Origin of the sequence: Pseudomonas orientalis, assembly GCF_002934065.1 — a bacterium.
GTDB classification, from domain to species: domain Bacteria; phylum Pseudomonadota; class Gammaproteobacteria; order Pseudomonadales; family Pseudomonadaceae; genus Aquipseudomonas; species Aquipseudomonas orientalis_A.
This window is the reverse complement of record NZ_CP018049.1, coordinates 1,100,672-1,114,774: the sequence shown is the minus strand read 5'-3', so window position 1 is coordinate 1,114,774 and position 14,103 is coordinate 1,100,672. Positions and strand designations below refer to the sequence as shown.

11 protein-coding genes are annotated in these 14,103 nt (G+C 57.3%); 2 read left to right on the top strand and 9 right to left on the bottom strand.

Annotation, left to right across the window (positions count from 1 at the left end):
* Window positions 1–6 precede the first annotated feature (6 nt).
* The 4 genes from BOP93_RS04965 to BOP93_RS04950 form a co-directional block, all read right to left on the bottom strand.
* Window positions 7–771, bottom strand: a complete 765-nt coding sequence (locus tag BOP93_RS04965; protein ID WP_003171943.1) for an amino acid ABC transporter ATP-binding protein — start codon at window positions 769–771, stop codon at window positions 7–9.
* A gap of 11 nt (window positions 772–782) precedes the next feature.
* Entirely contained in the window at window positions 783–1,880 is a 1,098-nt protein-coding gene (locus tag BOP93_RS04960; protein WP_016978216.1) for an amino acid ABC transporter permease, read from the bottom strand.
* A 10-nt stretch (window positions 1,881–1,890) separates the two neighbouring features.
* Entirely contained in the window at window positions 1,891–3,072 is a 1,182-nt protein-coding gene (locus BOP93_RS04955; RefSeq protein WP_104501750.1) for an amino acid ABC transporter permease, read from the bottom strand.
* Between the two features lie 72 nt (window positions 3,073–3,144).
* The gene (locus BOP93_RS04950; protein ID WP_016978213.1) at window positions 3,145–4,176 is read right to left on the bottom strand and encodes an amino acid ABC transporter substrate-binding protein; all 1,032 of its coding nucleotides are present in this window, start codon (window positions 4,174–4,176) and stop codon (window positions 3,145–3,147) included.
* Window positions 4,177–4,521: 345 nt separating this feature from the next.
* Here BOP93_RS04950 and BOP93_RS04945 point away from each other — a divergent pair, with 345 nt between their 5' ends.
* Window positions 4,522–5,178, top strand: a complete 657-nt coding sequence (locus tag BOP93_RS04945) for an alpha/beta hydrolase (RefSeq protein WP_104501749.1) — start codon at window positions 4,522–4,524, stop codon at window positions 5,176–5,178.
* A 95-nt stretch (window positions 5,179–5,273) separates the two neighbouring features.
* Entirely contained in the window at window positions 5,274–6,734 is a 1,461-nt protein-coding gene (rhlB, locus tag BOP93_RS04940) for an ATP-dependent RNA helicase RhlB (protein ID WP_104501748.1), read from the top strand.
* A 65-nt stretch (window positions 6,735–6,799) separates the two neighbouring features.
* On the opposite strand, the gene BOP93_RS04935 is transcribed toward rhlB, so the two are convergent.
* The 5 genes from BOP93_RS04935 to moaC form a co-directional block, all read right to left on the bottom strand.
* Window positions 6,800–11,557, bottom strand: coding sequence for an RHS repeat-associated core domain-containing protein (locus BOP93_RS04935; protein WP_104501747.1), 4,758 nt, complete (start codon window positions 11,555–11,557; stop codon window positions 6,800–6,802).
* A gap of 42 nt (window positions 11,558–11,599) precedes the next feature.
* Window positions 11,600–12,616, bottom strand: a complete 1,017-nt coding sequence (locus tag BOP93_RS04930) for a hypothetical protein (RefSeq protein WP_104501746.1) — start codon at window positions 12,614–12,616, stop codon at window positions 11,600–11,602.
* Between the two features lie 229 nt (window positions 12,617–12,845).
* A complete protein-coding gene (gene moaE, locus BOP93_RS04925) occupies window positions 12,846–13,295 on the bottom strand; it encodes a molybdopterin synthase catalytic subunit MoaE (protein WP_104501745.1) in 450 nt (149 codons plus the stop codon).
* A 2-nt stretch (window positions 13,296–13,297) separates the two neighbouring features.
* Window positions 13,298–13,540 (bottom strand): MoaD/ThiS family protein, encoded by a 243-nt coding sequence (locus tag BOP93_RS04920; RefSeq protein ID WP_104501744.1) that lies wholly within the window; start codon window positions 13,538–13,540, stop codon window positions 13,298–13,300.
* Window positions 13,537–14,010 (bottom strand): cyclic pyranopterin monophosphate synthase MoaC, encoded by a 474-nt coding sequence (moaC, locus tag BOP93_RS04915; RefSeq protein WP_046071003.1) that lies wholly within the window; start codon window positions 14,008–14,010, stop codon window positions 13,537–13,539. Before moaC ends, BOP93_RS04920 begins: the two co-directional genes overlap by 4 nt.
* Window positions 14,011–14,103 lie beyond the last annotated feature (93 nt).

The following is a 14,103-nucleotide window of genomic DNA, read 5'->3' as shown; positions in this document are numbered from 1 at the left end:
CATCGATCAATGCAAAATCTGGCTCAGGAACAACTTGGTCCGATCATTCTGCGGATTGTCGAAGAAGTCATTCGGCGCCGCCTGCTCAACGATCTCGCCCTTGTCCATGAAGATCACGCGGTTGGCCACGGTGCGCGCAAACCCCATCTCATGGGTCACGCACAACATGGTCATGCCGTCTTCGGCCAGGCCGATCATGGTGTCCAGCACCTCCTTGACCATTTCCGGGTCGAGTGCCGAGGTCGGCTCGTCGAACAACATGATCTTGGGCTTCATGCACAGCGCGCGGGCAATCGCCACACGCTGTTGCTGGCCACCTGAAAGCTGCCCCGGAAACTTGTGGGCCTGCTCCGGAATGCGCACGCGCTCCAGGTAATGCATGGCGATTTCCTCGGCCTTGCGCTTGGGCATCTTGCGCACCCACATCGGCGCCAGCGTGCAGTTCTGCAGGATGGTCAGGTGCGGGAACAGATTGAAGTGCTGGAACACCATGCCGACCTCGCGACGGATCGCTTCGATCTGCTTGAGGTCGTTGGTCAGTTCCACGCCATCGACCACGATGCGGCCCTGCTGGTGCTCTTCCAGACGGTTGAGGCAGCGGATGGTGGTGGACTTGCCCGAACCCGACGGGCCGCACAGCACGATACGCTCGCCCTGCTTGACGTTGAGGTTGATATCTTTCAACACGTGGAACTGGCCGTACCACTTATTGACGCCCTGCATCTGGATAATGCCTTCAGGGCTCACAGGCTGTTTGATCGCTTCGCTCATAACAACAACTCCTAACGCTTGTGGCCTGTGTCGAGCTTGTGTTCCAAATGAATGGAATAGCGCGACATACCAAAACAGAAAATCCAGAACACCAGAGCGGCGAACACGTAGCCTTCGGTGGCCATGCCCAGCCATTTGGGGTCGGCGGCGGCTTGTTTGACGCTGTTGAGCAGGTCGAACAGGCCGATAATGATCACCAGGCTGGTGTCCTTGAACAACGCAATAAAGGTGTTGACGATGCCGGGGATCACCATCTTCAGTGCTTGCGGCAGAATCACCAGGCCCATGCTGCGCCAGTAACCCAGGCCCATCGCCGCGGCCGCTTCGTACTGGCCCTTGGGAATCGCCTGCAAACCACCGCGCACCACCTCGGCCACGTAGGCCGACTGGAACAGGATCACGCCGATCAATGCGCGCAGCAGCTTGTCGATGCCCATGCCCTCGGGCAGGAACAGCGGCAGCATCACCGAGGACATGAACAGCACGGTGATCAACGGCACGCCGCGCCAGAATTCGATGAAGGTCACGCAGACCACCCGAATCGCCGGCATGTTCGAACGCCGCCCCAACGCCAGCATGATGCCCAGCGGCAACGCGCCGGCAATGCCCACGGTGGCGATGACCAGGGTCAGCATCAAGCCGCCCCACTGGCTGGTGGCCACGTTGGTCAGCCCGAACGCGCCGCCGTGCAGCAGGAAGAACGCGATGATCGGGTACAGCACCAGAAAGCTCAGGCCGTAGACCGCCTTGCGTTGAAAACGCGAGATGAACAACGGCGCCACGCCGACAATCGCCAGCCATACGGTGAGGTCCACGCGCCAGCGCAGATCGCCGGGGTAGTAGCCGTACATGAACTGGCCGAAGCGCTGTTGGATGAATACCCAGCAGGCGCCTTCCTTGGTGCAGTCGGCGCGGGTAGTGCCGACCCAGTTGGCATCGATGATCGCCCAGCTGAGGATCGGCGGCACTACCAGGTAGATCAGGTAGAACGCCAGCAACGTCAGCAGCGTGTTGAGCCAGCTGGAGAACAGGTTGGCGCGCATCCATGCCATCGGCCCGAAGACTTTGTTCGGCGGCGGCATATCAGGTTTGAACGTATGTGAACTCATGGGCGTTTCCTCACCGCTCGATCAGCGCAATGCGCTTGTTGTACCAGTTCATCAGCAGGGAAATGCTGATGCTGATCGCCAGGTACACGCTCATGGTGATGGCAATGACTTCGATGGCCTGGCCGGTCTGGTTGAGCACCGTGCCGGCAAACAGCGAAACCATTTCCGGGTAACCGATACCGGCGGCCAGCGAGGAGTTTTTCGCCAGGTTCAGGTATTGGCTGGTCAGCGGCGGAATGATCACCCGCAGGGCCTGCGGGATGATGACCTTGCGCAGCGTCGGCCCGGGGCGCAGGCCCAGGGAACGTGCCGCTTCGGTCTGGCCATGGCTGACCGACTTGATGCCCGACCGTACGATCTCGGCGATGAACGCAGCGGTGTAGACGGTCAGCGCCAGGGTCAACGCGAGCAGTTCGGGAATCAGTACCCAGCCGCCGACGAAGTTGAAACCTTGCAGCTTGGGCATTTCCCAATGCAGCGGCGCACCGAAGATCAACGCGCACAGTGCCGGGATCACGATGAACAACGCCAGGCCCGCCCAGAACTTATGGAACGGCACACCGGTCGCTTCAAAGCGCTTGTTGGCCCAACGCGCCATCAGCACGATTGCCGCAATGGCAACCACGATGCTGACCACAAACGGCCAGAAACCATCAGCTGCAATCGCCGCCGGCATATTCAGGCCACGGCTGCTGACAAAGAAAGTGTCGCCGAAATTGTGACTGTTGCGCGGCCCCGGCATGGTCAGGAACACCGCGAAGTACCAGAACAGGATTTGCAGCAGCGGCGGAATGTTGCGGAATACTTCCACATACACGGTCGCCAGCTTGTTGATCATCCAGTTCGGCGACAGCCGCGCCACGCCGATGATGAAGCCGAGCAGGGTCGCCAGGACCACACCGATCACGGTCACCAGCAAGGTGTTGAGCAAACCGATCACAAACACCCGGGCATAGCTGTCCGACTCGGTGTAATCGATCAAATGCTGCGCGATGCCGAAGCCGGCACTGCGCTCAAGAAAGTCGAAACCCGAGGTAATGCCCCGGTGCTGCAGGTTGGTCTGGGTGTTATTGAAGAGGTACCAGCCCAGCGAGACCACCGCCACAATCGTGATGATCTGGAAGAGCCACGCACGCACTTTGGGATCGCTGAAGCTGAGCTTCTGCTTGGGTGCGCCGATTTGATTTTGCATGAAGTGCCCCGAAAAGAATGGAACAGAACATCACCCGGCGGTTGGCCCACCGGGTGACAGAACCATCAGCGATCAGCGCACAGGCGGTGCGTATTGAATGCCGCCGTTGTTCCACAGCGCGTTCAGGCCACGGTCGATTTCCAGCGGGGTGCTCTTGCCCAGGTTGCGCTCGAACACTTCACCGTAGTTACCGACTTGCTTGACGATCTGTACCACCCAATCCTTCTTCACTTTCAGGTCTTTGCCGTATTCGCCGTCGGCACCGAGCAGACGGGCAACGTCCGGGTTCTTGGTGGACTTGGCTTCAGCTTCAACGTTTTTGGAGGTGATACCGGCCTCTTCAGCGTTGAGCATGGCGTAGCCAACCCAGCGCACGATGGCCAGCCACTCGTCGTCGCCGTTACGCACGACCGGGCCCAGGGGCTCCTTGGAAATGGTTTCCGGCAGCACCACGTAGTCCTTCGGCGCGGCCAGCTTGCTGCGCTGGGCGAACAGTTGGGACTTGTCGGAGGTCAGCACGTCGCAACGCCCGGATTCCAGCGACTTGGCGCTTTCATCGGAGGTGTCGAAGGTGATTGGGGTGTACTTGAGGTTGTTGCCACGGAAGTAGTCGGAAACGTTCAGCTCGGTGGTGGTACCGGCCTGGATGCAGATGGTTGCACCGTCCAGTTCCTTGGCGCTTTTCACGCCCAGCTTGTTGTTAACCAGGAAACCGATGCCGTCGTAGTAGGTGATGAAGCCCGGGAATTTCAGGCCCATGCCCGCATCGCGGGAGCTGGTCATGGTGGTGTTGCGCGACAGGATGTCGACTTCGCCCGATTGAAGCGCGGTGAAACGCTCCTTGGCGTTCAACTGGCTGAACTTGACCTTGGTCGCGTCGCCGAAAACGGCGGCGGCGACGGCACGGCACACGTCAGCGTCGATCCCGAGGATCTTGCCGCTGGCATCCGGCACCGAGAAACCCGGCAGGCCGTCACTCACGCCACATTGTACAAAGCCTTTCTTCTGCACGGCGTCCAGGGTGGCGCCAGCCTGGGCAAAACCACTGACACCCAATACAGCGGCCGCGGTCACGATGGCCAGGGTGGATTTCAATACCTTCATTCAAACCTCCAGTTGCTCTTGTTGTGTCGGAGCTCCAACCTCAGCGCACCCTTATGAGGCGATATCGACCCGTGTTGGCTTTTTTTGGGGTCAAGCAGCATGAGATCTTTGCGGTAATTCCAGTTGCTTCCCCACAAGCGGCACTCACTGATAGTGTTACCGCCGTCGGAGAGTTCTGACATCGACCTACACATAGCAAGGCCCGTACCAGAGTGCCGGCTGGGTCGCTGAGCGCCCTGTTCAATGGCAAAAGATTCAACCTTGCGACATTCTCTTAACAGATCAACCTATCGCGCACCGTTGCGACGCACCCAATCGGAGCGCCCGCACATCTATGGAGCAGACATGACCGAACCCTTGATTCTAGAGCCCGCCAAGCCCGCAGACGCCTGCGTTATCTGGCTGCATGGCCTGGGCGCCGATCGCTACGACTTCCTGCCGGTGGCCGAAGCGCTGCAGGAAACGTTACTGACCACCCGCTTCGTTTTACCCCAGGCACCCACCCGGTCGGTGACGATCAACGGTGGCTATGAGATGCCGAGCTGGTACGACATCAGGGCCATGAGCCCGGCCCGTTCGATCAGCCTGGAAGAACTGCAAGCGTCGACCGAAATGGTCACCGATTTGATTGAGGCACAGAAGAGAACCGGAATAGACGCTTCGCGCGTTTTCCTGGCTGGCTTTTCCCAGGGTGGCGCGGTGGTTTTCCACACTGCGTTTAAACACTGGCAGGGCCCACTGGGTGGCGTCATCGCCCTCTCCACTTACGCGCCGACCTTCGACGATGAGCTGGAATTATCCGCCAGCCAGCAACGCATCCCTGCCCTGTGCCTGCACGGTCAGCACGACGAGGTGGTGCAGAACGCCATGGGCCGCAGCGCCTTCGAGCATTTGAAGAGCCGTAGTGTCACCGTGACATGGCAGGAATACCCAATGGGCCACCAAGTGTTACCCCAAGAGATACACGATATCGGCACCTGGCTGGCTGAGCGCCTGCGCTGATCCCCGCGTTTATGTAGTTGTATGACAGACGCACTACGCCGCGCCCGATTCTTGCATTACACTGGCCGGCGTACATTCCTTAACCAATTAATGAGATGACCGTGCTCAAAGCACTCAAGAAGATGTTCGGCAAAAGCGAGGCTGAGCCGCTCGCGCCTGTTCCCAGTGCTCCCGTCCCGCCAACCGGCAGCCGCAATGGCGGCCAGCAGCCCGCCCGGACGGCACCTGTTGCCCAGGCGAACGTGACAGCGCCGGAACAACCAAAACCGATTGAGGTCGCTGCCGCGCCGGTCGCGCCAAAGCCTCGCCGCGAGCACGCCCCAAAGCGGGTCGTCATCCCATGGAAACTCGAAGACTTCGTCGTCGAGCCCCAGGAAGGCAAGACCCGCTTCCACGACTTCGACCTGGCCCCGGAACTGATGCACGCCATCCAGGACCTGGGCTTTCCGTACTGCACGCCGATCCAGGCGCAGGTGCTGGGCTTCACCCTGGCCGGCAAAGACGCCATTGGCCGCGCCCAGACCGGCACCGGCAAGACCGCCGCGTTCCTGATCTCGATCATCACCCAGCTGCTGCAAACGCCGCCGCCCAAGGAACGCTACATGGGCGAACCGCGCGCACTGATCATCGCGCCTACCCGGGAGCTGGTGGTGCAGATCGCCAAGGACGCCGCCGACCTGACCAAGTACACCGGCCTCAACGTCATGACGTTCGTCGGCGGCATGGACTTCGACAAGCAGCTCAAGCACCTCGAGGCGCGTCACTGCGACATCCTGGTCGCCACCCCAGGCCGCCTGCTCGACTTCAACCAGCGTGGCGACGTGCACCTGGACATGGTCGAAGTGATGGTGCTGGACGAAGCCGACCGCATGCTCGACATGGGCTTTATCCCACAAGTGCGCCAGATCATTCGCCAGACCCCACCAAAAGCCGAGCGCCAGACCCTGCTGTTCTCCGCGACCTTCACCGAAGACGTGATGAACCTCGCCAAGCAGTGGACCACCGACCCGTCCATCGTCGAGATCGAAGCGCTCAACGTTGCCAGCGAAAACGTCGAGCAGCACATCTACGCCGTGGCCGGTGCCGACAAGTACAAATTGCTCTACAACCTGATCAACGACAACGGTTGGGAACGCGTGATGGTCTTCGCCAACCGCAAGGACGAAGTGCGCCGTATCGAAGAACGCCTGGTGCGCGATGGCGTCAACGCCGCGCAACTGTCCGGCGACGTGCCGCAGCATAAGCGCATCAAGACCCTGGAAGGTTTCCGCGAAGGCAAGATCCGCGTGCTGGTGGCCACTGACGTGGCCGGGCGCGGGATTCACATCGACGGCATCAGCCACGTGATCAACTTCACCCTGCCGGAAGTGCCGGACGACTATGTGCACCGCATTGGCCGTACCGGCCGTGCCGGGGCGGCGGGTGTGTCGATCAGCTTTGCCGGCGAGGATGACTCGTACCAGTTGCCATCCATCGAGGCGTTGCTGGGGCGCAAGATCAGCTGTGAGACGCCGCCGACGCATTTGTTGCGGGCGGTGGAACGCAAACGCCCTTAACTCTGGCCACTCTTAAAGCAGGCCGGTGAGCGCCTGCTTTTTTGTCCAGAACCGACCTCTGGCTTTTATGCACCTGTGTAGATCTCACGCAAGATTGGCTCACGGATACGTATGGCCTCCTCTCTGAACGTCTGGTAGTAACCCGCGACGCTTTCTGTCATGCCGCCCCATTGCTGCTGCATCGGTTCTGACTGTGGGTTCACCGGATACGACTGATTCCTGGAGTCGTCCTTTGGGCCACTGGACTTGGGAGTCAAAGCGTCATAACGCGAATTTGCCGTGCGCATCAAGTTGACCGTTCTGATGACTGCCCGAGTTGAACCGAACGTCTTACTGCCAGTGCTGAGCTTGGTTCCGAATTTAAAATTTCGACCCGCGAGCGACTTGAGGGCTGCGTTCACACCGTCACGCAGGGGAACATCGATTGTCATCGGACCTGCAGGCGTTTTCCCTATGCCCGTCACTTTCGCCGCATCATAGACTTTGCTTGCGGCGTTCCACGCTTTGTATGCGTTAATTCCCCAGGAGGCCATTGAAAACCCGAACGCCGCCCATCCCAGATTTTGAATGTGATGCGAACGATCCCAGCCTTTCGCTTTATCAACCGCCTCTATGCTCAGCGCGGTCACCCCCAGCGTGCTGGCAACGATCCCTGAAGCCGTTCCGAGCAACCCCACAATCTGCATCGCAGTAGCGGCGGCCCACCCAACAGCCACGATGCCAGCCACGCCACTCGCCAAGGCCACCGTCCCTAATACCAGTGCAGCCCCCGTTAACACCCACTTCATCCAAACAGGCAACCAGCCGCTGGGATCCATCAGGTTGACCGGGTTACAGGCACAGTAGGCATAGCTGTTGATCCCGCCCTCATCAAATGGGCTCAGTGGATCAGGCTGGAGAAAGATCATCAGTTCCGGAATATAGATACGCCGACCGTTACCCAGGAAATAAAGCTGGGCCGCCGCATCCAGACGCTCGCCATTGAATGCCGGTAATTGCAGATCTGCCAGAGTTCGCGCCTTGCCGTCATCCAGGGCAATGTGGGTGATGCCGTACGGTGTGTAATGACGCGACACCGGTGCCTCGTTCAGACTCGAAATACCGCGTACGCTGCCCGCCGCATCGAGGGTATGCAGTTGCGGCCCGTCGACGCCGCCGCTGCGCGCCATCGCCTGCTTATCCCGTTCGTGATAACGGATCTGTCTGCTCCCTTCAACCAGCGTATCGAGGCGGTTACCGGCGTACGCCAGCATGACGGGTGTTTCGTCGCCGCGGTTCATCAGCACTTGGCGCGATTGGGCATCATAGCAATAGTGGTAATCAAAGGTGTCGTCCTGCACAGAGGCCAATTGTTCATAGCCATTGAAGGTATAAACCTGGCCCGTAGGGCCTGCCTGCAGGTTACCCGCCGCATCGTAAGTCAGGGTGAGATCCTGTGCCGGACGAGTATGAGTCAAGCGCGTCAGCTGAGTCGGATCATTCCCGGTAAAGAAGCGCTGACACGTGTCCTGAGTGCCGTCGGCAAAAAAAGTCACTACCCGGGTGATGTTGTTAAGGCCGTCAAAGCTGAAATCCTGCCCCACGATGCCTCGCCCCTGCCGATCCTTCGGCTGCTCAAGCCCTTCGCACCGGTAGGTCTTGAGTCGTAGATAAGCGTCGTAAGTAAACGTCTCGCCGATAACCAATTGTGCGTTCGCATCCCGCAGAAAACGGGTCGCCAGCATGCCGTTGACGTAATAGGTGCTGGCCATGACCTTCAAGAGCACACCGTTTTGCTCAATGCGGCGTTCGGCTTCGCGTCCCAGTGAGTCGTAGGACAGTTGCATCAGAACCCGCAAACTCTCCCATGTGGTGGTGAAGTTGCGGGGGCGGCCGAAATTGTCATAGCTTTGTTCGATAATCAGCGCGCCGCTGGTCATTTTGCAGAACCGGCCACGAGTATCGTACTCAAGATCACTGCGCTGACCATCGGCCCTGCTTTGATGCAGCAGGCGCCCACCGGGGGAATGACTGAACTCAGTGGTCAATGTTGTGCCGTTGGCTGTTTGAATCTCTCTCTCTGGGTGACCATATGCATCATGGGAAAACTCATGAATAAAACCACCGGCCTGCGAACGATCCAATAGGCCGCTGGGCATGCTGTACACATAAGTACTCGCCGGGAGGCCGGTCATCTCGATACGCGAGGGCACGGCCAACTCTCTGTCGTATTGCATGGTCTGACGATCACCACGAGGAGAATTCATCGCAATCGGCTCCATCCAATTGGCCTCATATTCCCACGTCGTCGCCACCCCTGCTCCGCGTGCCTGGCTGGTCATTCGGCCCAGGCTGTCGTAGGTACGAACGCCCAATCGCTTGCCGTCAATAGAAATTGCGCTGACCAATTCACTGCTGTTGCCGGGAACATAGTGGGTTTCTTGCAAACGTGGGGCGGCACCGTCTGCCGGTGTTTGCCGAGTGGTCAACACCCGATCATAAGCGTCATGACTGAACTCAGTGAGGGTTGCGTTCACATCCCGTGCCGACAGACAGCGACCCCACCCATCATAGGTACGTGACTCAATTTCAACGCTCGCATCGTCAGCGTCGACTCGTTCAATCCTGACCGGCTGATTGTGCTCGTTGAAATAGGTAACCCGCCGCTCGCCGCCCTCAACACCCTCAATCTTGATATTAAGCTGCGGATCGTACTCATCAATCGTCACGCTGCCATCGGCGTGGGTTACACGGCTGGGGTTGCCCCAACGGTTGTAGGCGTAAGTGCTTGTCAGCGAGCGCACCCCGTCAGGCAGGTAGTCGGTATCGACCATCTCAATGGTCCGCCCCTGCGCGTCATAGCGCCAGGTCCGGGTGACGCGCTCCTGCTCCTCGCTTAATTTCTGGGCTTGGGATACCTGTCGTCCGAGGCCATCGAAGTAGGTGATGACCTGGTTATCCTGACCGTCGGTGGTAATCAGATGGGCACGTTTTGCTTGCGTTGCAAAGTGATAGGCATAGCGACGTGCGGCTTGTTGGGCTTTAGCGGGGGAAACCGTTTCCGCTGTCAGACGGCCACTGACATCGAACGTCAGGGCCAGAATGCTGCCACCGTCTCTCGTCATCGATAGCAGACGTCGATTGACCCGGGAGAGTATGCGCGTCGATTCGAGCCATTGCCCTTCGCGTCCCTGCATACGCCGGGTTTCACTGAGGTTGTCTCCCACAATGGCATAACTGAATTCACTGACTAACGAAAGCCCATCAATCGTGCTGGTCGTACTTTTGATCCGGCCTGTCAACTCCACGGGAGTATCGAAGTAAGTTTGTTCTGTGTTAAACGTGCCGGCCTGATTGCAGGACGCCTGCAGAACCAAGTAACGGGCTCCGGTTCTGGGCACCCGAGTATGGGTGTACTCGGTAAGTCGACCTGTAGAAGTCTCTCCTACGGGGATCAGGCGTTCGTGCTTCAAGTAACGCTGAAACAACTCATGAGGATCACCCGGGCATTTGCCACTCTCACCTGCAACCGCATAATAGTTGTACTCGGTGCGAACGCCAGAAGGCTCGATGCGACTAAGAACGTTACCGTATTCATCTGTTTCCGACACTTGCACTTCTTCACGCGCGGTGCCACCTGCGACCAGTTCGAAACGCTTAGTGATCTGCCGAGGAAGTTGCAGGTTGGCTGGCTGGTCTGGGAACAGTTTTCCGGGGTCAACGTTATAATCGTATACCGTAATGACTCGCGTACCTTCGCGCGTCACCCGTTCCTCGCTCAACAGATGAAATTTGTTATAAGTAGTGCGCGTAACACAGAGAACGGCGTCATTGTTGCTGGTATCGATCAAAGTTTCGTCGGTCCAATAATCGTAGTCTCCAGTCACCAGATACAAATTGTCCTCACCAGGTCGATAAACGCTTCCAGAATGATAGCCCGTGAAGTTAAGCGTTGGACTATAGCTGTAGACGCTAGCGATAGGAGGCTGACCAGCACCCGGCGTTCGCCGCCACCCCGTCACATACGGGATAAACTGGCCAGTTGCATAAGTGTGGCCATTCTCTTCATAACTGATTAGTTCGGTACCCCCCATCGGCGATTTAACTTCAGTGATCGCAATCAACCCATTCCGAAACGGCTGGCGATAGATGAAATTGAAGGACGCTGTGCCTGGCGGAACCTGTGTGCTGTCATACGGCACCGTGACGCTCACCAGTTGGTTGTTGGCATTACCATAATTTATTCGAGTACGCGCATAACGTCCCCCCTCAATCCGCGCATCAGCCATAACGAGCAAACCATCAATGTAAGTCAGCACAAGCATCTCTCGTCCATCTTGGTCAAGAATGCGCTCCAGTGGCCCACCATCAAGATAACGAAAGTTCCAACGCTCTCCGTTTTCAAATGCGATCGCCATAATTTTGAAAGGCCCGGAACTGATAGGACGACCCAGTATTTCGACCGTACCCTCTTTGTAGATGACATGCAGTTCCGACTCGGCGATGCGCTTGACCACCACGTCTTTAAGTTTGCAATCCTTAATCACCAGCGTGCCACCGACGGACGGTAGACTCTGGGTCTGATAACGCTCACCTGTTATGAGCGTGAGTGATGAAGTTGCCAAGTCGAGCTCGGTATTGCTCAGACTCCATCCGGCGCCATAATGCCCTGACTTATCGGAACTCAACATCGAGAAGGACAGCGCAATATCGCGACTGACATCCAACGCCCCTTGTGGATATAAGGTGCCCAGGTTGATACGGACAGTATATTGCCCGGTGCGGGTATCGACTGCCCCATTGAGGTGGGTACTGAAATTAAATGCATTGGAATAAATATTCATGGCGGTATTTCCCTCTGCCTTCGAATAGCCGTCATATTTGAATTAATCCAGATCCTCAAAACCAACATCCTCTAATCGCAAAAAGTTTCTGCTGCTGCCATAGGCAACCCGGTATACATGCTCGCAGCCGAAGTTATCCAGTAACCGCCACGGACTCATGGGTTCTCTATTAGGGCTGTCAATCCAGCCGTCGTACCGTATAGCTCGCATGATCGTCGCGTAACGGTTGAACTCGATGAGGGGGTTATTCCCAGAGGGTCGTTGAACATCATCCACTCGCAACTGCAGTCCCAGCGTGTCTTTCTTCCAAATAATCCCACCTTTTTCGCGGTTACCACCACTATAATTATAAATAAAAGACGTTTGAAAATAGGCACCTTCAAGCGTGACGGGTACCGGGTTATCCAACCCCTTGTTTTCGATGAACCGCAAACCAGACGGGGGCATCCAGTAATAGACATCAATATCAATTTTATTGTTTTCAACAATTCCGCTGAAGGCATGGAGGTCGTGATATTCGGTCAGGTCGCGCACCAACAGCCGAATCGTAAGCATGGGAAAAATATCCACATAGGTATAAAAAATCGTCCCCCCCGCGCTGCCGTTGGTCGTAAACACCTTACCACCTAGAGTAATACGCCCCATAAACCTTACGGGGTCATCACGAACGCTGGTAGCAGCACGCATATACCGAGGTATCAATTCGACAACAGTCGCTTCAGGCACAGATTCGACAGGTTCAGACGCTTGGGTACATTGCTCGCCTGAATCCGCACGACGCCAAAGACCAGCGTCAAATTTATTTTTCTCAGTATCACAGTACCAGCCCGGCGGTAACGGTTGATTTGGCGTACCAAACTGGGTGATGGTAGCACTTGCGCGCTCGACTTCGGTTAAGGGTGTTTCAACCCAAATTCCGCGCTCATCTTCAACAATTTTGACAACCAACAAACTCACACGGCATTGATGCCTCCCGTTGGCGTAAAGCTCCCGGGTCACCAACTCACCACTCGGAAGCTCAATATCAAACCGTTTTAAACTAATATCACCAGCGGCCATGTCCTTACTCCAATGCGTATATTAATAGTTACTCCAACCCTTTCAGCTTCACGATTAAAATACTGATCTAGTCGCAACCAGTTGACACCCAAAAAAAAGCCCCGGCTACTGTCATAGTTGACAGTAGCCGGGGCTTTTCAATAACAAAATGCACTTAATAGATGTTTTTATAGGCCTTATTTAACCAGCTTATGGCAAGGCATGCTTAGAGCGTTCAAAACCTCATATTTTATATCCATCGTTTCGCTGCTAAATGATCTGCCCCTCGCCCCTCGACCCAACGTGGGCCGTCGGGGGTGTTTTCCTTTTTCCAGAACGGCGCCCGCGTCTTCAGGTAATCCATCACAAACGCACAGGCATCAAACGCTGCCTGGCGATGCGCACTGGCCGTGCCGACAAACACAATCGGCTCGCCCGGCTCCAGCGCGCCAATACGATGCAGCACCTCCAGCTTGAGCAACGGCCAGCGCTGCTCGGCTTCCACGGCGATCTTGGCCAGGGCTTTTTCGGTCATGCCGGGATAGTGCTCCAGAAACATCCCCGACACTTCACGCCCATCGTTGAAGTCGCGCACATAGCCGACAAAACTCACCACCGCGCCCACGCCCGCATTGGCCGCGTGCATGGCGTTGACTTCGGCTCCGGGATCAAAGGCCTCGACCTGCACACGAATGGCCATGATCAGCCTCCGGTTACGGGCGGGAAAAACGCGACTTCGTCACCCGCTTGCACCGGTTCATCAAGGCCGCAGAGTTCTTCATTGCGTGCGCACATCAGGCTGAACTCGTTGAGCACCGCAAACTCCGGGTCACCGGCCAGCGCCAGGCGCACAGCATCGACGGTGGCGAAATCGCCCTCCATCTCCAGCGAATCAAAGCCCACCGCTTCGGCATAACGCGCAAAAAACAATACGTTGATGCTCATACCTGATCCGCCTTGAAATGCCCGCTTTTACCGCCAAGCTTTTCCAGCAGGCGAATGCTTTCGATGGTCATGCCACGGTCCACCGCCTTGCACATGTCGTAGATCGTCAGTGCCGCGACGCTGGCGGCAGTCAGTGCCTCCATCTCCACGCCGGTCTGGCCTGAGAGTTTGCAGCGCGCCAGAATATGCACGGCATCCACGCCATCGGCGCGCAGTTCGACCTTGACGCCAGTGAGCATCAGCGGGTGGCACAGGGGGATCAAGTCACTGGTTTTTTTCGCCGCCTGGATCCCGGCGATACGGGCCACGGCAAATACGTCGCCCTTGGGGTGGGCGCCGTCGACAATCATTGTCAGGGTTTCGGGCAACATGCGCACCCGCGCTTCGGCCACGGCTTCACGGAACGTCACGGCTTTGTCGGTGACGTCGACCATGTGGGCGCGACCTTGGGAATCGAGATGAGTCAGCACAGCGATACTCCTGATCAGGAGCAGCGATTGTAAACCCAACACGGAACAAAATGTGGGAGGGGGCTTGCCCCCGATTGCGGTGGGTCAGTCAAC